At 76.2% G+C, this 24,526-nt stretch carries 22 protein-coding genes; 10 read left to right on the forward strand and 12 right to left on the reverse strand.

The genetic code is table 11. From position 1 onward, the window contains the following. Positions 1–81: 81 nt before the first annotated feature. Positions 82–1,308 (reverse strand): arginine deiminase, encoded by a 1,227-nt coding sequence (locus ACU610_RS20885; protein ID WP_446769610.1) that lies wholly within the window; start codon positions 1,306–1,308, stop codon positions 82–84. Positions 1,309–1,402: 94 nt separating this feature from the next. Here ACU610_RS20885 and ACU610_RS20890 point away from each other — a divergent pair, with 94 nt between their 5' ends. Both ACU610_RS20890 and ACU610_RS20895 read left to right on the forward strand, forming a co-directional pair. Then, on the forward strand, positions 1,403–2,170 hold the full coding sequence (locus ACU610_RS20890) for an SDR family oxidoreductase (RefSeq protein WP_446769611.1): 768 nt from the start codon (positions 1,403–1,405) through the stop codon (positions 2,168–2,170). Positions 2,171–2,175: 5 nt separating this feature from the next. Further along, positions 2,176–2,781, forward strand: coding sequence for a hypothetical protein (locus tag ACU610_RS20895; RefSeq protein ID WP_446769612.1), 606 nt, complete (start codon positions 2,176–2,178; stop codon positions 2,779–2,781). Between the two features lie 125 nt (positions 2,782–2,906). On the opposite strand, the gene ACU610_RS20900 is transcribed toward ACU610_RS20895, so the two are convergent. After that, positions 2,907–4,613 (reverse strand): FAD-binding oxidoreductase, encoded by a 1,707-nt coding sequence (locus ACU610_RS20900; protein ID WP_446769613.1) that lies wholly within the window; start codon positions 4,611–4,613, stop codon positions 2,907–2,909. 15 nt (positions 4,614–4,628) lie between these two features. Between ACU610_RS20900 and ACU610_RS20905 the strand changes: the two genes are divergently transcribed. Genes ACU610_RS20905 through ACU610_RS20915 form a run of 3 tightly spaced genes read left to right on the forward strand, consistent with a single transcriptional unit; the run spans position 4,629 to position 7,517 of the window. After that, entirely contained in the window at positions 4,629–4,778 is a 150-nt protein-coding gene (locus ACU610_RS20905) for a hypothetical protein (RefSeq protein WP_446769614.1), read from the forward strand. A gap of 55 nt (positions 4,779–4,833) precedes the next feature. Further along, on the forward strand, positions 4,834–6,216 hold the full coding sequence (locus tag ACU610_RS20910; RefSeq protein WP_446769615.1) for an FAD-binding oxidoreductase: 1,383 nt from the start codon (positions 4,834–4,836) through the stop codon (positions 6,214–6,216). After that, positions 6,213–7,517, forward strand: coding sequence for a (Fe-S)-binding protein (locus tag ACU610_RS20915; RefSeq protein ID WP_446769616.1), 1,305 nt, complete (start codon positions 6,213–6,215; stop codon positions 7,515–7,517). Before ACU610_RS20910 ends, ACU610_RS20915 begins: the two co-directional genes overlap by 4 nt. 106 nt (positions 7,518–7,623) lie before the next feature. Here the strand turns inward: ACU610_RS20915 and ACU610_RS20920 are convergent, their stop codons facing one another. Next, positions 7,624–8,376, reverse strand: coding sequence for a MerR family transcriptional regulator (locus ACU610_RS20920; protein ID WP_446769617.1), 753 nt, complete (start codon positions 8,374–8,376; stop codon positions 7,624–7,626). 92 nt (positions 8,377–8,468) lie between these two features. Between ACU610_RS20920 and ACU610_RS20925 the strand changes: the two genes are divergently transcribed. Further along, positions 8,469–9,080, forward strand: a complete 612-nt coding sequence (locus tag ACU610_RS20925) for a DinB family protein (protein WP_446769618.1) — start codon at positions 8,469–8,471, stop codon at positions 9,078–9,080. Positions 9,081–9,091: 11 nt separating this feature from the next. Then, entirely contained in the window at positions 9,092–9,997 is a 906-nt protein-coding gene (locus ACU610_RS20930; protein ID WP_446769619.1) for a haloalkane dehalogenase, read from the forward strand. A gap of 140 nt (positions 9,998–10,137) precedes the next feature. Here ACU610_RS20930 and ACU610_RS20935 read toward each other — a convergent pair whose 3' ends face one another. The 6 genes from ACU610_RS20935 to ACU610_RS20960 all read right to left on the reverse strand — a co-directional run bounded on the left by ACU610_RS20935 (position 10,138) and on the right by ACU610_RS20960 (position 15,242). Further along, the gene (locus ACU610_RS20935) at positions 10,138–10,584 is read right to left on the reverse strand and encodes a DUF1905 domain-containing protein (protein WP_446769620.1); all 447 of its coding nucleotides are present in this window, start codon (positions 10,582–10,584) and stop codon (positions 10,138–10,140) included. Between the two features lie 74 nt (positions 10,585–10,658). Beyond that, positions 10,659–11,492 (reverse strand): ABC transporter permease, encoded by an 834-nt coding sequence (locus tag ACU610_RS20940; RefSeq protein WP_446769621.1) that lies wholly within the window; start codon positions 11,490–11,492, stop codon positions 10,659–10,661. A 32-nt stretch (positions 11,493–11,524) separates the two neighbouring features. Beyond that, positions 11,525–12,514: an ABC transporter ATP-binding protein gene (locus ACU610_RS20945; RefSeq protein ID WP_446769622.1), complete on the reverse strand. Its 990-nt coding sequence runs from the start codon at positions 12,512–12,514 to the stop codon at positions 11,525–11,527. Between the two features lie 41 nt (positions 12,515–12,555). Next, positions 12,556–12,936 carry a hypothetical protein gene (locus tag ACU610_RS20950; RefSeq protein WP_446769623.1) on the reverse strand — a complete coding sequence of 127 codons (381 nt, stop codon included), beginning with the start codon at positions 12,934–12,936 and terminating at the stop codon, positions 12,556–12,558. A 107-nt stretch (positions 12,937–13,043) separates the two neighbouring features. After that, positions 13,044–14,531 carry a diguanylate cyclase domain-containing protein gene (locus tag ACU610_RS20955; protein WP_446769624.1) on the reverse strand — a complete coding sequence of 496 codons (1,488 nt, stop codon included), beginning with the start codon at positions 14,529–14,531 and terminating at the stop codon, positions 13,044–13,046. A gap of 111 nt (positions 14,532–14,642) precedes the next feature. Beyond that, the gene (locus tag ACU610_RS20960) at positions 14,643–15,242 is read right to left on the reverse strand and encodes a TMEM165/GDT1 family protein (protein ID WP_446769625.1); all 600 of its coding nucleotides are present in this window, start codon (positions 15,240–15,242) and stop codon (positions 14,643–14,645) included. A gap of 279 nt (positions 15,243–15,521) precedes the next feature. On the opposite strand from ACU610_RS20960, the gene ACU610_RS20965 reads away from it, so the two are divergent. Then, on the forward strand, positions 15,522–16,670 hold the full coding sequence (locus ACU610_RS20965; RefSeq protein WP_446769626.1) for an MFS transporter: 1,149 nt from the start codon (positions 15,522–15,524) through the stop codon (positions 16,668–16,670). On the opposite strand, the gene yczE is transcribed toward ACU610_RS20965, so the two are convergent. Continuing rightward, complete coding sequence (gene yczE / locus ACU610_RS20970; RefSeq protein ID WP_446769627.1) at positions 16,663–17,286, reverse strand: membrane protein YczE; 624 nt, start codon at positions 17,284–17,286, stop codon at positions 16,663–16,665. The two genes, ACU610_RS20965 and yczE, sit on opposite strands and share 8 nt — an antisense overlap. Positions 17,287–17,344: 58 nt before the next feature. Between yczE and yczR the strand changes: the two genes are divergently transcribed. Continuing rightward, entirely contained in the window at positions 17,345–18,778 is a 1,434-nt protein-coding gene (gene yczR, locus ACU610_RS20975) for a MocR-like transcription factor YczR (protein WP_446769628.1), read from the forward strand. Between the two features lie 118 nt (positions 18,779–18,896). On the opposite strand, the gene ACU610_RS20980 is transcribed toward yczR, so the two are convergent. Continuing rightward, positions 18,897–21,617, reverse strand: a complete 2,721-nt coding sequence (locus tag ACU610_RS20980; RefSeq protein ID WP_446769629.1) for a diguanylate cyclase domain-containing protein — start codon at positions 21,615–21,617, stop codon at positions 18,897–18,899. A gap of 104 nt (positions 21,618–21,721) precedes the next feature. Then, positions 21,722–23,377 (reverse strand): GGDEF domain-containing protein, encoded by a 1,656-nt coding sequence (locus tag ACU610_RS20985; protein ID WP_446769630.1) that lies wholly within the window; start codon positions 23,375–23,377, stop codon positions 21,722–21,724. Positions 23,378–23,491: 114 nt separating this feature from the next. Here ACU610_RS20985 and pheA point away from each other — a divergent pair, with 114 nt between their 5' ends. Further along, a complete protein-coding gene (pheA, locus tag ACU610_RS20990; protein ID WP_446769631.1) occupies positions 23,492–24,427 on the forward strand; it encodes a prephenate dehydratase in 936 nt (311 codons plus the stop codon). Positions 24,428–24,526 lie beyond the last annotated feature (99 nt).

A 24,526-nucleotide genomic window follows, 5' to 3' on the forward strand; every position in this document is an offset into this window, starting at 1 on the left:
GATCGCCGTTCCCGATCGGGGTCCGCGGTGCGGAGGACCCCCCCGTTCCGTGTGGTCGGGTCGTCAGCTGACCGGGTGTGCTCAGAGCGGGTCACGGCGGACCGGGCACGACATGCACCTCGGCCCCCCGCGGCCGCTGCCCAGCTCCGAGCCCGCGATCCGCACCACCTCGATGCCGGCCGCCTCGAGTGCGGCGTTCGTGACGGTGTTGCGCTCGTAGGCCACCGCCAGCCGCGGGGCGAGCGCGAGGGTGTTGTTGCCGTCGTCCCACTGCTCGCGCTCGGCGGTGACCGGGTCGAGGCCGGTGTCGATCACCCGCAGCCGCTCGATGCCCATGGCGGCGGCCGCGGCGCGCACGAAGGGCTCCGGCCCGGTGACCGACAGGTCGGTGCTGTCGGCGTCGTCCGGCGGCACGTCCCCGCTGGTGACCGTCCACGCCACGAGCGAGTCGGCGACGGCGGGGTACATGACCATCGCGTCGGCGTCGACCATCGTGGCGATGGTGTCCAGGTGCATGGTCGCCCGCTGCTGCGCGATCGGGACGACGAGCACCGTGTGCGCCAGCCCGCGGGCGAAGACGCGGCGGGCCAGCCGCTCCGCACCGCCGGGCGTCGTCCGCTCGCCGACGCCGACCGCGACCACCCCCGGCGCGAGCAGCAGCACGTCGCCGCCCTCCAGGTGCTCCAGCGAGGCGTCGTAGAGCTGCTCGGCGCCGGCGAAGCGCGGATGGTGGGCGTAGACGGCGGCGGTGATGGTGCTCTCCCGGTGCCGCGCCGGCATGGCCAGCGAGGTCACCGCGACCTGGTCGCCCACCCACACCGACGAGTCGCGGGTGAACAGCAGGTTGGGCAGCGGGGGGACGACGAAGTCCGAGCGGTCCATGAGCTCGTAGCCCAGGCCGCGGGCGCCCCGCAGCTCCTCGTGTGCCAGCCCGGCGATCAGCGCGCCGGCGAGGTCCTCGGGGGCGAGGTCGGCCAGGTGCGTGGCCGCGGTCCGCTTGAGCGTCGCGCCCAGCCGTGGGTCGTCGACGGCGGCGGCGACGAGCTCGGCGCGCGCCGCGGGGACCGTGAGCACCTCGGCCAGCAGCCGGTCCAGGTGCAGCACCTCCACGCCGCGGGCGGTGAGCTCGGCGGCGAACGCGTCGTGCTCCTCCTGCGCGCGGTGCACCCACGGCACGCCGTCGAAGAGCAGCTGGTCGTTGTTGCGCGGGGTCAGCCGGCGCAGCTCGGCGCCGGGCCGGTGCAGCAGCACCGTCTGCAGCGGCCCGACCTCGCTGGTCGCGCCCAGGACGGCGGCGGGTGCGGTCATGCGCCGAGGCTGGCACAGGAGGCGTGCCGGCCGCTGGATACGGTGCTCCGGCCGGGGGCCGACGACGTCCCCACGACGCCTGCGGAGGCCCAGCGTGCACCTGTTCGACCTCACCGGGAAGGTCGCCGTCGTCACCGGCGGCACCCGCGGCATCGGCCTGATGATGGCCCGCGGGCTGCTGCAGGCCGGCGCCTCGGTCTACGTCTCCTCCCGCAAGCCCGACGCCGGGGAGCGGGCCGTCGCCGAGCTGTCGCGGTTCGGCAAGGTGGAGTCGATCCCCGCGGACGTCTCCACCGAGACCGAGTGCGTGCGCCTGGCCGAGGAGGTGGGCCGCCGCGAGGAGCGGGTGCACGTCCTGGTCAACAACGCCGGCGCCACCTGGGGTGCGCCGTTCGCCGAGTTCCCCGCGTCGGCCTGGGACAAGGTGCTCGACCTCAACCTCAAGGCGCCGTTCTTCCTCACCCGCGCCTTCCTGCCGCTGCTCGAGGCCGCCGGCACCGACGACGACCCGGCCCGCGTGGTCAACGTCGGCAGCATCGACGGGCTGCACGCGCCCTCCCTGCCCACCTACTCCTACTCGGCGAGCAAGGCCGGCGTGCACCACCTCACCCGGGTGCTCGCCAAGGAGCTGGGCCCCAAGCGGATCACCGTCAACGCCGTCGCCCCGGGACCGTTCGAGTCCAAGATGATGGCCGCCACGCTCGCCGCCCACGGCGACGAGATCGCCGCGTCGTCCCCGCTGGGCCGCATCGGCCGGCCCGACGACATGGCCGGCGTCGCGGTGTACCTGGCCAGCCGGGCGGGTGCGTACGTCACCGGCGCGGTCATCCCGGTGGACGGCGGCCGCGCGACCACCCTCTGACGGCGATGGTCCGGCGGCTGCGGTTCGACGGCTGGATCCTCGGGGCCGGCACCTCGTCGGGCACCCGCGTCGTCGTCGGGCACTGGCCGCGCTCGCCGCTGGGGCCGCTGTCCGACGTCATGGTGCAGCGGCCGGACGGCACCCGGCTGCTGCTCGCCCCCACCTCGGAGGCCGCGGACTTCATCGCCGCCACCTACGCCTTCGACGAGGTGCGGCTGGTCCCGGTGACGGTGCGCCGGCCGGACCCGCGGACCTGGGCGGTCGACGCCGGCCCGCTGCGGCTGCAGGTGTCGACCGGCCGCCGTCCGCCGCTGGGCTGGCTGCTGCGCGTCGTCCCGCCGCCCCTGGCCCGCACGCCGGCGTGGGTGGGCCTGCTGGACCGGCCGGCGCGGCTGCTCACCGGCCTGCGCACCACCGGCTCGGCCGGCAACGGTCGCACCGAGTGGTACGGCGTGCAGGACCTGCACGCCGTCACGGCGCTGGCGGCCTCGTGGGACGGCGAGCCCCTGGGTGCGCTGGCCGCGGTGCGCCCGCCGGTCACCTTCGGGTTCGGGTCGGTGCCGCCGCGGCCGAGCCTCGCGCGGGTGACGACGACGGTGCAGCTGTCCTGACCCCGTCCGTGCCGGGCCGTCGACCGATGATCAGCTCAGCTGGTCGTCGTGGGTCCTGGCTCACCACTGATCGTGAGCCAGGACCGGCGGTCGTGATCCCAGCTGGTCGTCGGCGGGGTCCTTCCTCAGTCGGGCAGCAGGACGCCGGGGTTGCAGACGCCCCGCGGGTCGAGTCGCTGCTTGACCGCGCGCAGCACCTCCACGCCCAGCGGGCCGACCTCGCGCTCCAGCCAGGGGCGGTGGTCGGCCCCGACGGCGTGGTGGTGGGTGAGCGTGCCGCCGGCGGCCAGCAGCGTGTCGGTCGCGGCGCGCTTGGCCCTGAGCCACTGCTGGATGGGCAGCGCGTCGTCCCGGTCGGCGAGCACGGTGACGTACAGGGAGGCGCCGGTCGGATAGGCGTGCGAGACGTGGCTCATCACCAGCGGCTGCTTCCCGCCCCGGCCCAGCGCCGCGCGCAACGCCCCGCGGACGGCGTCGTAGACGATCGGCAGCGCCGTCCAGGTGGCCGCCGTCTCCAGCGTCTCGACGAGCAGCCCGGCGTCCAGCAGGCTGTCGCGGGTGTAGGGCGCGGCGTACCGGTGCCGCCGCCAGGACTCCCCGACGCGCGTGCCGATCCGCGCCGCCCCCGCGCCCCGCAGCACCGACGAGGCCGCCCGCCGTCGCGCGCGCACCGCCGTAGGCAGCCCCTCCCAGCCGACCACGAGCAGGCAGCCCGTCGCCCGCCCGCGCAGCCGCAGCGAGCCGCGCAGCAGCGACGCGCCGGCGCCCGAGGCGCCCCGCAGGTGCGCGCGGGTCTCGTCCGGGTCGGACAGCCGGACGACGTCGGGCAGCAGCTCGTGGCGGGCCAGTCGCTGCAGCCCGGCCAGCCCGGCCTCCCAGCTGCGGAAGGACCAGCCCTCGTAGTGCCGCGTCCGCGGCTCGGGCCGCACCCTCAGCGTCAGCTCGGTGATGACGCCCAGCGCTCCCTCCGAGCCCAGCGCCAGGCCGAGCAGGTCCGGACCGGCCGCCGACGCCGGTGGCGAGCCGAGCTCGAGCACCCCGGACGGCGTGGCCAGCGTCAGCCCGGCCACCAGGTCGTCGAAGCGGCCGATGCCGGTGGACGCCTGGCCCGCCGAGCGGGTGGCCGCGTAGCCGCCCATGGTGGCGAACTCCCAGCTCTGCGGCAGGTGGCCGAGGGCCAGCCCGTGCCGGCCCAGGTGCTCCTCCAGCGCCGGCCCGCGCACGCCCGGGCCCACGGTGACCAGGGACGACGCGACGTCGAGGGAGTGCACCGAGGCCATCCGGCCCAGGTCGACCGAGACCGACGGCCGGTCGTCGGCGTCGATGCCCGACAGCCCGCCGACGACGCTCGTGCCGCCGCCGAAGGGCACCGCGACCACGCCGAGCTCGCTGCACAGCGCCAGCAGCGCGGCGGTCTCCGCGGTGCTGCCGGGCCGGACGACGGCGTCCGGCGCGTCGGAGGCGTCCCCCTCCCGCCGGCGCAGCAGGTCCAGGTAGCTCTTCCCGCCGGCGTGCCGCAGCCGGGCCTCGCGGTCGGTGCTCACGTGCTCCTCGCCGAGCAGCTCGACCAGCCGCTGCCGGCAGTCCTCGGCCAGCCGGGAGGGCGCCACCCGGATGTCGGCCACCGGCACCGGCGGCGTGCGCCGCGGCGTCCAGCCCAGCTCCCGGGACAGGTGCCGACGGGCGGCCTTGGGCAGCACCTCGGCGAGGTCGGGGAAGGCGGTGGAGTCCGGGGAGCCGGGGCCGCCGTCCGCCCTGCGGGTCACCGTCGCGTCGCGTGGGCCGGCCGCGGGGCCCCAGCCCTGGATGGTCAGTTCCGGCTGCTCGGGCACGGCTACAGTCTGCCGGTGCCCGGCCCCGGAACCGCCGACCTGTCCGCGGCCCGGCGGGCCGTCGACCTGGACGTCGTCGCCGGGGCCCGGGTCGACGTGGTGGTCGTGACCCTGGCCGGACCGGCGGTCCCACCCCGGGGGGCAGGGAGCGGCGTCCGTCACTAGGCTCCCCGCTGCGGCCGAGCGCGGGGCCCGCCCGCCCGCCGCGAGGGGGTGCGACGTGGCACTGGATCCCGGGGTGCTGGCCGAGCTGGAGTCGATCGTCGGGCGGGAGCACGTCCGGCACCGCGAGGGCGAGGTCGCCCCGTACGCCCGGGACGCCACACCGTTGTTCTCGTCCCCGCCGGACGCGGTGGTGTTCCCGGCCCGCACGCAGGAGGTCGCCGCCGTCCTGCGGTTGGCCACCGCCCACCGCGTCCCGGTCGTGCCCCGCGGCGCGGGCTCGAACCTGTGCGCGGCGACCGTGCCGCTGCAGGGCGGCATCCTGCTGGTGCTCACCCGCATGGACCGTGTGCTCGAGGTCAGCACGGAGGAGTTGCTGGTCCGCGCCGAGCCCGGCGCCACCACGGCCACCGTCGCCGAGGCCGCCGCCGCCAAGGGGCTGCTGTTCGCGCCGGACCCGGGCAGCCGCACCGTCTCGACCGTGGGCGGCAACGTCGCGACCTGCGCCGGCGGTCTGCGCGGCCTCAAGTACGGCGTCACCCGCAACTACGTGCTGGGTCTCGAGGTCGTGCTGCCCACCGGGGAGGTGATCCGCACCGGCGGGCGGCTGTGGAAGGACGTCGCCGGCTACGACCTGACCCGCCTGCTCACCGGCTCGGAGGGCACCCTCGGCGTCATCACCGAGGTGACCCTCGCGCTGCTGCCCATGCCGAGCACCGCGAGCACCGGGGTCGCCTACTTCTCCTCGCTGGCCGAGGCCGGCCGCGCGGTGACCGCGATCCTCGCCCACGGTGTGGTGCCCGCGACGCTGGAGTTCCTCGACCGCACCTGCATCGGGGCGGTGGAGGACTACGCCCGGCTGGGGCTGCGCACCGACGCCGGGGCGCTGCTGCTCTTCGGGGACGACGGTGAACCGGACGCCGTGGAACGCAACCTGACCCGCATGGGCGAGCTGTGCGCCGACGAGGGAGCCCTCGAGGTCACCGTGGCCAAGGAGGTCGCCCAGTCCGAGGCGCTGCTGGCGGCCCGCCGCTGCTCCCTGCCGGCGCTGTCCCGGCTGAACACGATGACCGTGCTGGAGGACGTCACCGTGCCCCGCCCGCGGCTGGCCGAGATGGTGGACCGGATCGAGGCCGTCGCCGCCCGGCACGACCTGCTGATCGGCACCTTCGGCCACGCCGGCGACGGCAACCTGCACCCCACCGCCGTCATCGACGCCCGCGACCCCGCGGCCGCCGAGCGCACCCATGCCGCCTTCGCCGAGATCTTCGCCGCCGCCCTCGAGCTGGACGGCACCATCACCGGGGAGCACGGCGTGGGCGCGGCCAAGCTGCCCTATCTGCGCGACCGCCTGGGAGACGACCAGATGGCCCTGACGAAACGGATCAAGGCCGCCTTCGACCCGGCCGGCATCCTCAACCCCGGGAAGGTGGGGTCGTGACCGCCGAGGTGTCCGGTGCCACCGACGCGCCGGGCGCTGCCGGGGCCGCCGCGCGCGGGATCTTCCCGCCGGAGCTCCTCGACCGGTGCATCTCCTGCGGGTTCTGCCTGCCGGCCTGCCCGACGTACGCGCTGAGCAAGGACGAGAAGTCCTCGCCGCGAGGGCGGATCACGCTGATGCGCGCGCTGGAGACCGGCGTCCTGGAGGACGACGACCCGACCCTGCGGGAGGAGTCCTCGTTCTGCCTGGGCTGCCGGGCGTGCGAGCCGGTCTGCCCCGCCGGCGTGCAGTACGGCGAACTGCTGGAGCACTGGCGCTCCCACCAGTGGCAGGGCCGACACCGGCCGCCGCTGGCCCGGGTGCTCACCAACGTCGTCGTCCGCAACTGGCTGGTGCGCCGCCTCGGCACCTTCCGCGGGCACGCGCGCACTGCCACGTCGTCGGCGCAGGGGCCGCACCTCATGCTCGGCTGCTTCGAGCGGGCGCTGTTCCCCGGGGTGAGCCGGGCCGCGCGGCGACTGCGCCCGGAACTCGACGCCCCGGCGGACCAGGGCTGCTGCGGCGCCCTGCACGCGCACAACGGCGACCTGGAGCTGGGCCGCACCATGGCCCGGCGGCTCGGTGAGCAGCTGCCCGGCACGATCGTCACCACCGCGGGCGGCTGCGCGGCGCACCTGTCCGGCGTGCTCGGCCGCGACCGGGTCCTGGAGTTCTCCGAGTACGTGGCCCGCGACGGCTCGGCGTCCCTCGGCGAGCTGCGGATCGACGGACGGCGCGCGCGGGTCGCGCTGCAGGACTCCTGCCACCTGCGCAACGGGATGGACGTCTGGCGGGAGCCGCGGGAGCTGATCGCCGCGGTCGCGGACTACGTCGAGCTGCCCGGCGCGGCCCAGTGCTGCGGCTCGGCCGGCACCTACTCGCTGCTGCGGCCCAGGGACAGCCGCCGGGTGCTGGCCCCGAAGCTCGACCAGATCGAGGCGGCCGGCGTCGACTACGTCGTCGCGGTGAACCCCGGCTGCCAGCGGCAGCTGGTCACCGGCCTGCGGCGCCGCCGCTCCCGCGTCCGCGTCCTGCACCTGACCGAGCTGCTCGCCGCCGCGCAGGCCGGCGGGTTGCCCGGCCGCCGGCTGCGGCTCGGGGTGCGGCCGGGGCGGCGCGCCGAGGTCCCCGCCGACGAGCCGGCCGGGCTGACGGCCCACCTGACCGACCGGCCGCTGCCCGACGACCCGGGGGCGGCCGGCGCCGGCCGGCCCGACGCCCTCGACGGGTCCGCCGGCCCGGACGAGACGCACCGCAGCTGACCCCTCCGGCCGGTCACGCCAGCGCACCGCGGTGACCGGTGAGATCTGCACACTGGCGCCCATCGGGGGTCCGGAGGCAGCGAGTGTGCAGATCTCGCGTGGGGGGTCAGCCCTGGCGGGCGGCGTTGGCCCGGACCGCGGTGCTCACGTACTGCGCCAGGCCCGGGGCGATCTGCTCGTAGTGGGCGGTGAACCGCTCGTCCTCGACGTACATCCGGCCCAGGCCGGCGTGCATCTCGGGCGGGCAGTCGTAGAAGTTCCGGGTGATCTGCTGCCGGTGCTCCTCCGCGACGTCCATCGCCTGCTCCGAGTCGGCCGGGACGCCGGACCGCATCGCCTCGGCGAAGCGCCGCTCCACGTCCTCGCCCTCGGCCTTGATCCGGACCCAGTCCTCCTTGGTGTAGCCGCGGGTGCGCCGCTGGGACTGCGCCCACGCCTCGGTGTCGCCCCAGCGCTCCTCGGCCTCCGCCTCGTACTGCGCCGGGTCGTGCTCGCCGAAGACCTCGAACCGCTCCTGCGGGGTCAGAGAGATCCCCATCTGTCTCGCCTCCATCTCCTTCTCGACGGCCGCGACCATCGCCCGCGTCCGCTCCAGCCGGTCGAGCAGCAGCCGGTGCTGGCGGCGCAGGTGCTCGGCCGGGTCGGCGGCGGGGTCGTCGAGCAGGGTCGCGACCTCCTCGAGGGGGAACCCGAGTTCGCGGTAGACCAGCACCTGGTGCAGCCGGTCGAGGTCCGCCGGCGAGTACCGCCGGTAGCCCGCAGCCGTCCGGCCGGACGGCGACAGCAGTCCGATCCGGTCGTAGTGGTGCAGCGTCCGGACCGTCACCCCGGCCAGCGCCGCGACCTCGCCCACGTTCACGATGTCCCTCCTCCCTGACGGGGACCACTGCACAGCCTGACGTGGCGTCAGGGTCAAGCGCGATGTCCCCCGGGGTGCGGCAGGGTGTCCCCGTGGACGAGAAGGGTGCCCTCCTGGGATACCTGCGCGACCGCCGGGCCGATCTGCTGGCCAAGCTGGACGGGCTGGGGGAGTACGACGTCCGGCGGCCGATGACGCCCACCGGCACCAACCTGCTCGGGCTGGTGAAGCACGTCGGCTACGTGCAGCTGGGCTACTTCGGCGAGGTCTTCGGCCGGCCGAGCGGCCGGGCCTACCCGTGGGACGACGGCGGCGAGCCGGACGCCGACATGTGGGCGACCCCCGAGGAGAGCCGGGACGCCGTCGTCGAGCTGTACCGGTTCTCGGCCGCCCACGCCGACGCGACGGTCGAGGCGCTGCCGCTGGACGCCGTCGGGGAGGTGCCCTGGTGGCGGGCGGAGCGCCGGCACCCGACGCTGCACACGGTCCTCGTGCACGTGGGCGTGGAGGTCGCCCGGCACGCCGGGCACGCCGACGTCCTGCGCGAGCTCATCGACGGCGCCGCGGGGATGAGCCCCGAGAACAGCAACCTGCCCGAGCGCAGCGCCGACGAGTGGGCGGCGTTCCGGGCGCGGATCGAGGCCGCCGCGCGGCAGGCGGCCGGGGTCGCCGCCTCGAGCGGTGCCGCGCGCGAGGATGGGTGAGGATCGCACGCATGGCAGCCGACGACGTCTCGCCCGAGGACCCGTTCCCCCGCAAGCGCGTCCGCGTCGACCGGCGGGCCGACGGCAACCTGCAGATGGCCTACGTCGAGGCGGGGGAGGGCGACCCGATCGTCTTCCTGCACGGCAACCCGACGTCGTCCTACCTGTGGCGCAACGTCATCCCGCACGTGCAGCACCTCGGCCGCTGCCTGGCGCCGGACCTGATCGGCATGGGCGAGTCCGACAAGCTGCCCAGCCCGGACCGGGGCACCTACTCGTACTCGGCGCACGCGGGCTTCCTCGAACGCTTCCTCGATGAGGTCGGCGCCACCGAGCGGGTCACCTTCGTGCTGCACGACTGGGGCTCGGCGCTGGGCTTCGACTGGGCCCACCGGCACCCCGACGCGGTGCGCGGCCTGGCGTTCACCGAGGCGCTCGTCGTCCCGCTGACCTGGGCCGACTGGCCGGCCGACGCACGGAAGATCTTCCGCACCATGCGCGGCCCGGACGGCGAGGCCGCGGTGCTCGAGAAGAACGTGTTCGTCGAGCGCATCCTGCCGGCGTCGGTGGCCCGCGGCCTGAGCCCGGAGGCGCACGCCCGCTACCGCGAGCCCTTCGCCGACCCCGCACACCGCTGGCCGACGCTGGAGTGGCCGCGGCAGCTGCCGATCGAGAACGTGCCGCCCAAGGTCCGCGACGTCGTGGCCCGGTACGGCCAGTGGCTGCGCACCAGCGACGTCCCCAAGCTGTTCCTCAACGCCGACCCGGGCTCGATCCTGGTCGGCCGGCCGCGGGCGTTCGTGCGCAAGTGGCAGGCGCTGACCGAGGTGACCGTGCCCGGTGCCCACTTCGTGCCGGAGGACTCGCCGCACGAGATCGGCCGGGCGCTGGCCGAGTGGATCCCGACGCTCCACTGAGCGAAGCCTCCGCAAGGGCGGCGAGCGGACGGATGTACACCTGGGGAACCTCTCCCCCTGCCCACAGGGGTGGGCAGGGGGAGAGGTTCCCCAGGTGGGTGTCCCGCGTCTCGACGTGGGGACGCAGGTCCCCCAGGTGGTCACCGCGTCTTCCTGCCCGCCTTCAGCGCCGCCGCGGTCTTCTCGACGCGGGCGGCGCGGGTCTCCGGCTTCTTGGCCTCCTCGACCCAGCGCACCCACTCCTTGCGGTGCGAGGGTGCCAGGGCGAAGAAGAAGGCGGTCGCCTCCTCGTCCAGCGCGGCGGCGAGGTCGTCGGGCAGCGGGGTCTCCCGCGGCGCGGTGTCCAGCTCGACCCGGACGTCGACCTCCTGGCCGGCCTGCACGCCGGCGGCCTCGCGGTGCTCCGCGGCCAGCGGGATCCAGAACGCCCCGCCCATCGGCGCGATCGTGCTCCGGTAGCCGTGGCCGCCGATCGTCACGGTCACCGGCGGCCGCTTGCCACCGCCCAGGGCCGCGACGACGTCGTCGGGCACCTGCAGACCCGTCGCCGTCTTCCCGCCGAGCACGACCGTCGTCCGGAACTCCACGGTCGGGAGGATAGGTGCGGCCCCCTGCAGGGACCCGCCGCGAGCCTGCGAGAGGTGGGGGCAGGGGTCCTTCTCTAGTCCAGCGCCCGGCGGCGGAAGCCGACCAGGCTCGCCACGCCGAAGACGACGAGGAAGCCGGACAGCGCGAGCGCACACAGCCACAGCGGCAGGTGCGGCACGCCCGGCGCCATCTCCGCGCGCAGCGCCTCGCTGACGTAGGTCAGTGGGTTGAGTGCGCAGACCACCTGGAACCAGCGCAGCGTGTCCAGGGACTGCCACGGGAACTGGGTGGACCCGGTGAACAGCAACGGCGTGAGGACGACGGCGAAGACGACGTTGATCCGGTTGGGCTTCACGAACGTCCCGAGCGTCATGCCCATCACCGCGCCGACCAGCGAGCCGAGCACGAGGAACGCGGTGAGCACCGGGAGGTCGCCCCACTGCACCGGCAGCGTGCCGAGCACCCACCGGCTGATCGGGAACATGACCGCGGCGGCGACCAGCGCCCGCAGCAGCGAGAACACAATCTTCTCGACGGCGACCAGCGCGGTGGGCAGGGGCGCGAGCAGCCGGTCCTCGATCTCCTTGGTGAAGGAGAAGTCGATGACCAGCGGGAAGGCGGTGTTCTGCAGCGCGGTGAGGAAGGCGGTCAGCGCGATGACGCCGGGCAGCAGCACGTCGGAGTACTGGTCGGTGGCGAAGCCGAGCTCGACGAGCACCTTGCCGAAGACGAACAGCAGGAAGACCGGCTGCAGCACGACCTGCAGCAGGAAGGGCACCAGCTCGCGGCCGGTGACGAAGACGTCGCGCCACAGCAGCGCGCCGAACGCCCGGCCGACGTCCGGCCGGCCCGGTGCGGCGCTGCCGACCCCGGCGGCCAGCCCCGGTACGGCGGTGTCGGCGCTCATCGCAGCCCCTGTTCCCGAGGAGGTGTCCGTGCTCACCGCAGCTCCCGTCCGGTCAGGGACAGGAAGACGTCCTCGAGGCTGGGCTCGCCGATCCGTACGCCGGTCAGCCGGGCGCGCCGCGCACCGAGCGCCTCCGACACCGGGCCGACCAGCGCTGCGGCGTCCCCGGAGAGGTAGAGCCGGGCGCGCAGCCCCGAGCCGTCGGCCACCTGCTCGACCCGCTCGGCCAGCGGGCCGAGGGCCGCCAGCACGGCGTCGTCGGTGTCCTCGGGCGCGCGCTCCACGTCGATGTCCAGCGTGGCGCTGCCCGGCAGTGAACGGGTGAGCGCCGCGGGGGTGTCCAGGGCGAGCAGCCGGCCGTGGTCCATGATCCCGACCCGGTCCGACAGCGCGGCCGCCTCGTCCATGTCGTGCGTGGTGAGGACGACGGTGACGCCGCCGGCCCGGAGCTCGCGGATGCGGTCCCACACGAACAGCCGGGCCTGCGGGTCCAGCCCGGTGCTCGGTTCGTCGAGGAAGACCACCTGGGGGGCGTGCATGAGCGCGCGGGCGATGAGCAGCCGCTGGGCCATCCCGCCGGAGTAGTCGTCGACCTTGTCCCCGCCGCGCCCGCCCAGGCCGAGCTGCTCGAGCAGCGCGTCGGCCCGGCGGTTGCGCTCGGCACGGCCGACGCCGTGGTAGGCGGCGTGGAAGACCAGGTTCTGGCGGGCGGTCAGCGCACGGTCGAGGTTGGACCGCTGCGGCACCACCGACAGCCGGCTGCGTGCGGTGACCGGGTCGGCGGCGATGTCCACCCCGGCGACCCTGGCGGTGCCCGAGGTCGGCAGCACCCGGGTCGTGAGGACGCCGATCGTCGTCGTCTTGCCCGCGCCGTTGGGGCCCAGCAGGCCGAAGACCTCGCCCCGCGCCACGGTGAACGAGATCCCGTCGACGGCGTTGACCGGCCGGCCGGGGTAGCGCTTGACGAGGTCGGTCACCTGCACGGCGAGGTCAGCCGGTCGCTGTGCTCCGCCCGTGTCCATCGGCGGCCATGCTGCCACCGGGGCGGCGGGAACCGAGCGGGTTACGCGGACAGCGCAGCGGCCGCCTGCACCGTGGGGACGGTGCCGTCGGTGCCCGGGTACGACCGGTTGCTGAACTCCCGCATCTCCGGGCCCCAGCGCCGCATCGCCGCGCGGTGCGGGTCGGTCCGGACGAAGGCACGGACCGAGTCCTCGTCGTCCCACCACGACACGGTGGTGAAGTGGCGGGCCAGGGGCTGGGCCCGCAGGTACAGCGAGCGTGCGCCCGCGGCGGCCATGGTCTGGCTCCGGATGGCCAGCGAGTCGCGGAAGAACGCCGGGATGTCGCGGAACCGGCGCAGGTGCAGATGGGTGACCATGACGACGCCCGGGCCGTCACCGACGTGCTCGGCGGTCCAGGGCAGATCGGGGATGACGGGCACGGCGACCTCCTCGGTGCCTCCTCCGTGGGGACGCCAGGCTAGGTCGCTCGCCCACGGCCGTGGAGTGGCCTTGGGCCTCTCCGTCGACGGCGCAGCGCACCGCCCGGTCAGCGCCGCGGCACGGCGGCGAGCCGGCCGCGGGACCGCCGCGCGGCCTTGACCTCGTACATCCGGGCGTCCGCGGCGGCCAGCGCGGTCTCCGGGGTGTCGGCCCCGGTGCACACGGTGATGCCGATGCTGACCCCGACCCGGTGCTCGGCGTCGCCGTCGGAGGCCATGGGCGTCGCGAAGGCTTCCGCGATGCGGGCGGCGATCCGGTCGGCGACCCCCGCGGAGCCGAGTCCGGGGCACAGGACGACGAACTCGTCGCCCCCGATCCGCGCCACGGTGTCGGCGGGGCGCACCACGGCGCGCAGCCGGCGGGCGGCCTCGACGAGGACCTCGTCGCCGACCGCGTGCCCGGCCACGTCGTTGACCGCCTTGAACCCGTCGAGGTCGCAGTAGAGGACCGCCGTGCCGGTGCCGCCGTGGCCTGCGGCGTGCAGCGCCTGGTCCAGCCGGTCGAGCAGCAGGGTCCGGTTGGGCAGGCCGGTGAGCGGGTCGTGCAGGGCGGCCGAGCGGAGGGCGGACTCCAGGTCGCGTTGCGCGGTCACGTCGGCCATCGCCACGACGGCGCCGAGCAGCCGGCCGTGCGGGTCCCGGACCTGGCGACCCGACGCGGAGAGCCGCCGGAGCGGCGCCCCCGGGCGGGCGATGCCCAGCTCCTGGTCGCGCACCTCCTCCCCGGCGAACACCCGCTGCAGCGGGAGCTCCTCCACGCGCAGGGGCTGCCCGCCGGCCGCGGTGAGGGAGAAGGCGGCCGGGATGTCGCTGTCGGAGATCGGGGTCGGGCCGATCGGCTGATCGCCCAGGCCGTGCCACTCCCGGCTGAGCCGGTTGAAGGTGGTGAGCCGGCCCGTGGCGTCCGCGGCGACGACGCCGACCGGGATGGCCTCGAGCAGCGCCCGGTTGAACGCCTCGGTGCGCTCGAGAGCGGCGTGCGCGGCCTCGGCCTGGTGGCGAGCCGTCTCGCTCTCCACCGCGAGCACCGCCAGCTCCAGCACCTGCTGCCGGCGGTGGAACACGCCCACCACCAGGGCCGCCAGGTCGGCGAGCCGGTCGAGCTGGGCCGCGGTGAACGCGCGCGGGTGGTCGTCGAACACGCAGAGGGTGCCGATCGCCGTCCCCTCGACCACGAGCGGAGCGCCGGCGTAGGCCCGCAGGCGGCCCCTCCGGCCGTCCACCCACGCGTTGTCGCGGAACCGCGGCTCGGCGGCGAGGTCGCCGACCGACCGGACCCCGGGGAGGGGCGAGAGGGCGGCCGAGCACAGGGACTCCTCGCGCGGGCTCCCACCGGCGGCGAAGCCGTGCGCGGAGACGGTGTGCTGGGTCGTGGCGTCGAGGAGGTTGACCGCGGCGTGGGGCAGCCCGGTGACGGCGCTGGCCAGCCGGACCACGGCATCCAGCTCGGCATCGGGCGGGCCGTCGAGCAGGCCGAACTGCTCCAGCAGCTCGGCCTGCCGAGCCCGCAGGTCGGTCGCGGTCGACGAAGTCACGGTCCTGCCCTCCTGGCGGGTGACCGGGAGGTCGCCCGCCACTGCGAACGGCAGGACCGCGCCCGTCGTTGAGGCGTCCCGGTCGGTGCCGACCCGGACGGGTGACGGTGGTCAGCCGGCGAGGGTGCGCACCGTCTCGACCGCGGCCACCACGGCGAAGACGAGGAACAGCACCGCGGCCACCCGGCGGATCAGCGCCACCGGCAGCCGGTCGGCCAGCTTCTTGCCGAGGAACACGGCCAGGCCCGAGACGGTGAGCAGGGCGGCCCAGGCGCCGACGAAGACCGACGCCGGGTCGTCCAGGCGCGCGGCCAGCCCGGCGGTGGCCAGCTGCGACAGGTCCCCCCACTCGGCGGCGAACAGGACGCCGAAGGAGATGGCGGCGGCCCGGAGGAACGACGTCCCCTCCTGTCCGGCGGCGACGTCGTCGGCCTCCTCCGGTCCGCTCGTCGCGCTGCGCCACAGCAGCACCGCGCCGACCAGGAAGAGCACGGCGACCACGCCGCTGACCAGGGCCTGGGGGAGCAGGGAGAGCAGGCTGCCCGCCGTGACCGCGATCGCCACCTGCAGGCCGAACGCCGCTCCGACGCCAACGAACACCGGCCAGTGCGGCAGCCGGGTGGCCAGGACGAGGCTGGCGAACAGGGTCTTGTCCGGGAGTTCGACCGGCAGGACGAGCACGAAGGCGGTCAGCACGACCGTCAGGGACACGGGGTTCTCACTTCCGTCAGGGCGCTGCCGGGACGGATGCGGGCAGCCTCCGACCGGCAGCTGCCGGCGATGGCGACTGCGGTCGAAGGTCTCGCCCACCCACGGCCGAGCGTGGGCCCGCTGACCGGGCGCCCGGAGGCGCCAGCGTGTCGACCAGCGGACGGGGGGCTACTCCCCTTCTCGGTCGACGAGCCTAGCCCAGCGGTGCCCGGAACTCGGCTGCGGGCCGGGGTGACCCGCGCTACCGTCCGCGCCGTGCCGTTTCGTTGACGCCCGGCAGTGACGCCCCTGCCGCCCGCCGCCCGGCCGCTCGCCCGCCTGGCGGTGGGTTGGGCCGCGCTGTCCGAGCTGGTGCCGCTCTACCCGCTCTACGCGCTGCTGTTCCTCGACACCGGCGTCTCGACCCCCGAGCTGTCGCTGCTGTTCGCCGCCTGGTCGGTCACCGCGCTGGTCACCGAGGTCCCGGCCGGTGCGCTGGCCGACCGGTGGTCCCGCCGGGGCGCGCTGGTCCTGGGCGGGGTCCTGGAGGCAGCCGCCTTCGTGGTGTGGACGGTGGCGCCCGGGTTCTGGGGGTTCGCCGCCGGCTTCGCCGTCTGGGGCGTGGCCGGCGCGCTGGTCTCCGGCACGGTCGAGGCCCTGGTCTACGACGGCCTGGCCGAGGTGGGCGCCGCGGGCGCCTTCGCCCGGGTCAACGGCTGGATGACGTCGGCCGAGCTGCTCGTGCAGATCCCGACAGCGGCCGCGGCCGGCCTGCTGTACGCCCTCGGCGGCTACCCGCTGGTGGGCTGGGCCAGCGCGGCGATCTGCCTGGTCTGGGCGGCGCTCGCCCTGCGGTTCCCGGAGGCAGCCCGGGAGCCCGACGGCGAGTCGGTGCTCGGCACCCTGCGCTGCGGCGTGGCCGAGGTCGTCCGCGTGCCCGCCCTGCGGCTCACCGTGCTCGCGGTCGCGCTGGTCGGCGGGCTGGACGCGATGGAGGAGTACTTCCCGGTGCTCGCCGGCGACCGCGGGGTGCCGACGGCCGCCGTCCCGGCCGCCGTCCTCGGCATCACGCTGGCCGGGACGCTCGGCGCCGCGCTGGGTGGCCGGGCCGACCGGCTGCCCGACCGGGCGCTGCCCGTGCTGCTGCTCCTCGCCGGCGTGCTGCTCGGGGCGGCGGCCGCGGTGCCGGGGCCGTGGGCGCTGGCGGTGGTGGCGGTGTCCTACGCGCTCTACCTGGCGGTGCTGGTGGTCGCCGAGGCCCGGCTGCAGGAGCGGATCGACAGCAGCCGGCGGACCACGGTGACCTCCGTGGCGGGCCTGGGCATCGAACTGGCCGGCCTGCTGGTCTTCGCGGCCTGGGCGCTGGGCGGCATCGTCGCGGTGGCGGTGCTCGTGCTGGCCGTCGTCCCCCTGGTGGCGGCGGGCCTGCGCCGGCCGCCGGTCAGCTGACGGAGGCCGGGGCGCGGGGGAGGTCCACCGACAGCCGGGGGAGCAGCACGTGCACCAGCGGGCCGATGGTCAGCGCGTACAGCACGGTGGCGACGCCCAGCGTGCCGCCCAGCAGCCAGCCCACCGCCACGACGGCGACCTCGATCGAGGTGCGCACCAGCCGCACCGAGCGGCCGCTGCGCCGGACCAGGCCGGTCATGAGCCCGTCCCGCGGGCCGGGCCCGAGGTGCACGCCGATGTAGGCGGCGGTCGCCACCGCGTTGAGGGCGATGCCGAGGCCGACGAGCGCGACCCGGAGGGGGAGGGACGACGGCTCGGGCAGGACGGCGAGCACGGCGTCCAGCGCCAGCCCGATGACGACGACGTTGCTCACCGTGCCGAGCCCCGGCCGCTCGCGCAGCGGGATCCAGGCCAGGAGCACCAGCGCGCCGACGACCATCGTGACGACCCCGAGCGACCAGCCGAGCTGGCGGGACAGGCCCTGGTGCAGCACGTCCCACGGCATGACGCCCAGCCCCGAGCGCACGAGCAGGGCCATCGACACCCCGTAGAGGACCAGGCCCGCGTAGAGCTGGACGAGGCGGCGGGCCGGCCGGATGGTCAGGAGCTGGTGCATGCCCCGATCCTCCGCCAGGATTGGCCTGCCAACCACAGGCCAATCCGCAGGAGGTGGCATGGAGACGACGTCCGCGCGGTCGCTCGCCGCGCTCGTCGGTGACCTCGCCACCGAGCGGCCACCGCGCTACGCGGCGCTGGCCGGCCGCATCCGCAGGCTGGTCGCCGACGGTCGGGTGCCCCTGGGCACGCGGCTGCCGGCGGAGCGGGAGCTGGCGACGGCCCTCGCGGTCAGCCGGGCCACGGTCACCGCCGCCTACACCCGGCTGCGCGAGGACGGGTGGGCCACCGCCCGGCAGGGCGCCGGGACGTTCGCGGTCCTGCCCGCCGGGCCGCACCGCGGTGCGTGGGTGCCCGGGCCGGTGGACGACGGCGCGATCGACCTCGCCCACGCCGCTCCCGCGGCCCCCGCCGCCGTCCCGGCCGCGCTGGCCGCGGCGCTCGAGGAGCTGCCCCGCTTCCTGACCACGCACGGCTACCACCCCGCCGGCCTGCCCGACCTGCGGGCGCGGATCGCCGCGCGGTACACCGCCCGCGGCCTGCCCACGACCCCCGAGCAGGTGCTGGTCACCAACGGCGCGCTGCACGGGGTCTCGATCGGGTTGCAGGTGCTGCTGCGGCGCGGGCAGCGGGTGCTCGTCGAGCAGCCGAGCTACCCCAACGCCCTGCAGGCCGCCCGGGCGCTCGGCGCCCGCGTCCTCCCCGTCGCGCTCGACCCCGACGAGCCCGCCGCCTGGCTCGACGCGGCCGTGGGCACCCTGTCCGCCGTACGGCCGGCGGCTGCCTACCTGATGCCGGACTTCCAGAACCCGACCGGCGTCCTGCTCGACGGAGCCGGCAGGGAGCGGCTGGCCGGGGCGCTGCGCCGCAGCGGCGTCCCCGCAGTGGTCGACGAGACGTTCGCCGAGCTGGGGCTCGACACGGCGGCGCCACCGCCGCTGGCCGCCTTCGGCCCGGGACTGCTGTCGGTGGGGACGCTCAGCAAGGTGGCGTGGGGCGGTCTGCGGGTGGGGTGGGTGCGCGCCGAGGCCGACGTCGTCCGCCGGCTGACCGCGGTCGCCGTCCGGACGTCGATGTCCGGGCCGGTCGTCGAGCAGCTCGCCGCCTGCGCGCTGCTCGACGGCCTGGACGAGTCGCTGGCCGCCTGGCGCGGGCAGCTGCGCGAGCGCCGCTCGGTGCTCACCGCTGAGCTGCGGCACCGGCTGCCCGAGTGGCGGGTGCCCGTGCCCGCGGGCGGCCTGGTGCTGTGGTGCGGGCTGCCCTCGCTCCGCTCCCGCGCGGTGGTCGCCGCGGCCGAGCGGCTGGGGCTGCGGCTGGCCGCCGGCCCGCTGTTCGGCACCGGTCACGCCCTCGACGACCGGCTGCGGTTGCCCTACACGCAGCCGCCGGAGGTCCTGCGCCGGGCGGTGGCCCTGCTGGCGCGGGCCGACGCGCAGGCGACCGGGGCCCGGCCGCCGGCGGACGTCGCCGACGAGCCGCAGCCGGTGGTCTGACCCGCCGGTGGTTCCCTCGCCCGATGATCAGGTGAGCTGGTCCCAGCGGGTCCGGGCTCACCACCGGTCGTGAGCCCGGACCCGCGACGGTGAGCTCAGCCGATCACCTCCGCGACGATCAGCGCCGTGCTCTCCGGGCGATGCGGGCAGCGAAGACACCGGCGGCGTGACCGTTGTCGATGTTGCTCACCACGACGCCGGGCGCGGCCGAGTTCAGCATCGTCAGCAGCGCGCTGAACCCGCCGAAGGAGCCCGGCTGCCCGGTCGACGTCGGGACGGCGACGATCGGCACGTCGGTGAGCGCGCCGAGCAGGCCGGCCAGCGAGGCGTCGAGGCCCGCGACGACGACCAGGCAGTCGACGTCCTCGGGCAGCGCGTCACCCGGCAGCCCGCCGCGGAACCGGCTACCGCCGACGTCGTCCACCCGCAGCACCGCGGTGCCGGTGACGCGCGCGGCGAAGGCGGCCTCGGCGGCCACCGCGAGGTCACCGCCGACCCCGCACAGCACGCCGATCCGGCCGACGGGCTCGGGCAGCGGGCCGACCGCCGCGGACATCGAGGCGGCGTCGACCGTCGTGTAGGCGTCGTGCTCGCTGGCCAGCGCGACCAGCGTCTCGGCGGGCGCCCGGACGACGACCGCGGGCCGGTCCGGGAACTGCCGGCGCGCCTGGCGGACCAGCGCGAGCACCTGCTCGGTGCTGCGGCCGGGTGCCCAGACGACGTCGGGCTCGGTCGGCGTCCCACGGGCCGGTGCGGCCGGCGGGACGGGTGGCTCGAGGAGCGGCGCGGCGGCCGGCGGCACCGGGGCCAGGGCCGGCTCGGCGGGGCTGCCCAGCCCCAGCGGCGGGTCGCCGGGCTCGACGAGCAGGGGGGCGAAACCGCTGGTCACGGCGGCGGGGTCGGTCAGCGGGGAAGGCTGCACGGCAGGGACCCTAGGGGTCGTCGCGACCTGCTCCGGGGAGCCGGCGGGCGCCGTGTCGTCCCGGGAGGACCCGTCCGTCACAGCAGTCCCAGCCGGGCCGGGGAGGGTGTCCGGCGGACCGCTGGCGGCCCGGGTCTGGGTCACCGCCGACAGCCGGACGACGCGGTCGCGGCCGCTGCGCTTGGCGTCGTAGAGGACCCCGTCCGCGGCGGTGAACAGGGTGCGCCGGTCGTCGCCGCGGGTCGCCGAGGCGATGCCGACGCTGATGGTCACCGGCACGGGCATCCCGAGCGCGGCCCAGTCGGTCTCGGCGACCGCGCGGCGGCAGCGCTCGAGCGCGAGCTCGGCCTGCTCGGCGGTGGTGTCGGGCAGCAGGACGACGAACTCGTCACCGGCCCAGCGGCACACCTCGTCGGTGTCGCGGCACCCGGCCACGAGGATCTCGGCGACCCGGCGCAGGACCTCGTCCCCACCGGCGTGGCCGACGGCGTCGTTGACCTGCTTGAAGCGGTCGACGTCGACCACGGCCAGCGCCGGTGGCGCACCGCTGCTGAGCAGCCCGTCGAGGGTGGCCTCGGCGTAGCGGCGGTTGGGCAGGTGGGTCAGCGGGTCCTCGTAGGCCTGGCGGCGCAGCTGCCCGGCGGCCCGCTCGGTCTCCAGCAGGCTCTTGCGCCGGCCGAACAGCTCCACCCAGCGGGTGCGCCGCTCGTCGACCCGGTCCAGCTCGTCGGCCAGGTAGGCCTGCAGGTAGGGCAGTGCGCGCCCGGCGTCGTCCAGCTCGGCGTGCAGCGTGCACAGCTCGCGCAGCGCGGCCCGGCGCAGCCGCGGCAGGCCGTGCTCGGTAGCCGTGGCGAGGGCCTGGGCCAGCTGCTCGTCGGCGTCGCGGCCGTTCCCCTGCCGGCGCAGCGCGCGGCCCAGGGCGAGCTGCGCTGCCGTGTGCAGCGCCCGGTCGCCGGCGGCGGTGCTCCGGACGGCGGCCTCCAGCGACCCCACGGCGGCGGCGTGCTCACCCAGCCCCACGAGCGCCCAGCCGTGCACCACCTGCGCGGCCACGACCGCCTCGGCCGACTCCGGCGGCAGCAGCGCCAGCGCCTGCTCGGCCAGCTCGCGGGCCTCGGCGAAGTGGGGGGCGGCCGCGTCGGGGGCGCCGTCGTCGAGCAGCGCCTCGCCGAGCTCGGCGCACAGCTCGCCGAGGGCGCTGGCCGCTCGGGCGACGAGGAGGTCGGGCGCGCCGTCCTCCGTCCGCAGCGCGCCGGGGACGGCCGCCGCGGCCACGGCGGTCTCGTGCGCCCGGCGCTGGTAGTCCAGCGCCAGCGGCATCAGCTCGAGGTCGGCGAGCACACCGGAGAGGGTGGTCAGCGTCTCCACCAGCAGGGCGGACGGCGGCAGCACGGCGTCGAGCAGGCTGGCCGCCTCGACCGCCTCGTCCATGGCGGCGTCGATGCGCCGCGAGAGCAGCTCGATGCGGGCGTGCCGGGCCAGGCCGGCGGCCCGCTGCAGCTCGTCCTCGGTGGCGTCGAAGGCGGCCTTGGCCGAGCGCACCAGCGCGATGGCCAGCGCCGCGTGCGAGGCGCGCGGGTCGCCGTCCTGCGTCGCGGGAGCGCCGTCGATCAGCTCGGCCACGCCGGCGTGCAGGTCCAGCCCGGCCGCCGCGCCGGGTCCGGACGCGGGCTCGACGGGGTCGCCGACCAGGGTGAAGCCGGCCCTCCGCAGCCGTCGCACGAGCAGTTCGGCACGCAGCGTGTCGGCCCAGGCCCGGCCCAGGTCGGCCGGACGGTCGGGGCCGCCGTCCCGCGGCGCGGGGGCCACGTAGGGGGAGGAGTCGGTGCCGACGTCGGCCAGCAGTTCCTCGGCGTCGTCGAGCTGCCAGTTGGAGAGAGCGGCGGTCACCCGGTGGTGCAGGGCTCCGGGAGGCACGAGCGCACTGTGCCTGCCGTTGTCAATGGAGTCGAGCACCGTGCGGGGGGCACGCCGGGGGGCCGGGGCACTCCCGTCACTGCCGTCCCACCGGGTCTGCGCCGTCACGGGCTGCCCTCGTCGGCGGTCCGGCCACCGTCGGCGCGCACCCGGTTGCGTCCTCCGCGCTTGGCGGTGAACAGGCGCAGGTCGGCGGCGTCGAACAGCGAGCGCCAGCTCAGCGGCTCGTCCTCGGCCGTCGGGGTCGTGGCCACGCCGATGCTCACCGTCACCGGCTCGGGCAGCTGGAGGTCACCCCAGTCGGCGTCGGCCACCGCGGCGCGCAGCCGGTCGGCGGCTGCCAGCGCCTGGGCCTCGGTCGCCCTCGGCAGGACGACGAGGAACTCGTCGCCGGCCCAGCGGTAGACCTCGTCGCCCGTGCGGCAGTGCTCGCGCAGGAGGCCGGCGACCCGGCGCAGCACCTCGTCGCCGTGCGAGTGGGAGGTGTCGTCGTTGACCGCCTTGAACCGGTCGATGTCGACCACGGCCAGCGACACCGGCTCGGTGCCCGCCCGCATGCCGCCCAGCCGGCGCTCGGCGCTGCGCCGGTTGCCCAGGCCGGTGAGCGGGTCCTCGAGCGCCACCCGGCGCAGGTGCGCGGTCTGCCGCTCGGCCTCGCGCAGCCGGCTGCGCCGCACGAACATCTCCGCCCACAGCTCCCGGCCGCGGGTGTGCGCGCGGCCGGTCTCGGCGCGGTAGGCCTCGAGCCAGTGCAGCGCCTCGGCCGGGCGGCCCATCGCCGCGGTGCCCTGGCCCAGCTCGAGCAGGCACTGCCGGTAGCGCCGGCGGTCGCCGGCGGCGGCGAAGGCCCCGGCAGCGTCGACGAGCAGGTCGCCGGCCTCGGCGTCGTGCCCACCGCCGGACCGGTCGTGGGCCAGCCGGGTCAGCAGCCGGGCGAGCACCAGGTCGGCGTAGCCGCGCAGCCACGTCCCGCCGTCCCGGTGCACGCGCCGGTGCGCGCGGCGCATGGGACCGAGGGCGTCCTCCACCTCGCCGCGGCCGGCCAACGCCCACGCCTGGACGAGGTCGAGCAGGTCCTGGTCGCCGGGCGCGGGCTCCCAGTCCAGGGCGCGCGCGGCCTCGGCGCAGTCCACCGCCGTCCCGGCCAGCCCGCGGGCGCGCTCGGCCTGGCCCCGGCGGTGCAGCGTCTGCGCCAGTTCGGCGTGCTGCTGAGCGCACAGCTGCAGCAGCCGCCAGCGGTCGGGCACACCCGGCAGCTCGTCCGCCACCCGGGAGCCCTGCAGCGCCTGCGCGACGGCGAGCTCCTCCAGGTCGAGGGCGGCCAGGGTGAGCGAGAGCCACAGGTGGGCCTGGTGCAGAGCGCGGGAGGGCCCGTCGGCCGCTGCCGACTCGGCCAGCAGGCTGGCGTCGATGGCCAGCACCATCCCGGTGTCGACGTGGTCGGCGGCCACCTCCACGTGGGCCAGGTGGGCCAGGGTCAGCGCCGTCTGCGCGGAGGGCGGACAGGCGCTCAGGGCCTCGCGAGCGGCGGACACCTCGGCCGCGACGGCCTCGGGGTCGCCGTCGACCAGGCCGCGACGGGCGGCCAGCGCGTGCCGCCAGGCGGTCCAGCACGGGTCGGTGGCGGCGTCCAGGGTCGCGGCGGCGCGGTCGTGCTCGGCGGTGAAGGCGGCGGGGTCGTCGCGGTCGCTCGCGAACAGCAGACGCCAGAGCGCATCGTCGAGGTCGCCCTCGGCAAGGCGTTCCGGACCGGGGCTCACGCACTGCCTCCCACGACGGTGTCCGGCCGCTGCGCGGCCACGGGTCCGGGAACGAACGTGGCAGCTCCCGCGGCTGGGGCATCCGCCGTTCCCGGACCGCTCTACCCTCGTCGGGTGCCTGGGACGCCTCCGACGCGGTACGCCTATCTCGGCCCCGAGGGTACCTTCACCGAATCGGCCCTGATCAGCGCTGTTGGCGCCGACGAGGGTGTCCGGCGGCCCGCCGCCGGGGTGCCGGCAGCGTTGGCCGCCGTCCGGTCGGGGGACGCCGACGCCGCGCTCGTCCCGATGGAGAACTCGGTCGAGGGCTCGGTGCCGGCCACCATGGACGGCCTGGCCTACGGCGACTCGCTGCTGATCACCCGCGAGGTGTTCCTGACGGTCTCCTTCGTCCTCGCCGGCCGCCCGGGGACCACGCTGGCCGACGTCCGCTCGGTGGTCAGCCACCCGCACGCGCTGGCGCAGACCGCAGGGTCGCTGGCGCGGCTGCTGCCCGACGTCGTCCCGCTGCCGGCCACCTCCACCGCCGAGGCCGCCCGGCAGGTCGCGGCGGGCGAGCACGACGCCGCGGTCTGCGCGCCGATCGCCGCGGAGCGGTACGGGCTCACCGCACTGGCCGAGGACGTCGCGGACCGGCCCGGCGCCGTCACCCGGTTCGTGCTGGTCGCGCCGCCGGGACCGCTGCCCGAGCCGACCGGCAACGACAAGACCTCGCTGGTCGCCGTCGTCGGGGACCGCACCGGCGCGCTGCTGGACGTGCTGGCCGAGTTCGCCGTCCGCAGCATCAGCCTGACCCGCATCGAGTCGCGGCCGACCCGCGAGCGGCTCGGCGTCTACTCCTTCTCCCTCGACTGCGAGGGGCACGTCGCCGACGCCCGGGTGGGGGAGGCGCTCGCCGGCCTGCACCGGGTCTGCGACGACCTGCGCTTCCTCGGCTCCTACCCGCGCGCCGACGGCCGGGAGAACAAGCCGGTGACCCCGGTGTCGACCGACGCGGCGTTCCAGGAGGCCGCCGGCTGGCTCGAGCTGGTGCGCGCCGGCCGCGTGTGAGGCGGCTGCGCGCCGGCCGCCCTGCTCCATGCCGCTGCCCCAGTTGGTCATGGGGCTGTCGCGGGCTCCTGCGGCGTGTCGTCGCGTGTCGCCTGCACC

This window comes from Geodermatophilus sp. URMC 61, from assembly GCF_052931555.1.

Coding starts and splice junctions, on each gene's coding strand:
- ACU610_RS20885 (WP_446769610.1), bottom strand. CDS start 1,308: ATGACCGCACCCGCCGCCGTCCTGGGCGCGACCAGCGAGGTCGGGCCG.
- ACU610_RS20895 (WP_446769612.1), top strand. CDS start 2,176: ATGGTCCGGCGGCTGCGGTTCGACGGCTGGATCCTCGGGGCCGGCACC.
- ACU610_RS20930 (WP_446769619.1), top strand. CDS start 9,092: ATGGCAGCCGACGACGTCTCGCCCGAGGACCCGTTCCCCCGCAAGCGC.
- ACU610_RS20940 (WP_446769621.1), bottom strand. CDS start 11,492: ATGAGCGCCGACACCGCCGTACCGGGGCTGGCCGCCGGGGTCGGCAGC.
- ACU610_RS20945 (WP_446769622.1), bottom strand. CDS start 12,514: ATGGACACGGGCGGAGCACAGCGACCGGCTGACCTCGCCGTGCAGGTG.
- yczE (WP_446769627.1), bottom strand. CDS start 17,286: ATGCACCAGCTCCTGACCATCCGGCCGGCCCGCCGCCTCGTCCAGCTC.
- yczR (WP_446769628.1), top strand. CDS start 17,345: ATGGAGACGACGTCCGCGCGGTCGCTCGCCGCGCTCGTCGGTGACCTC.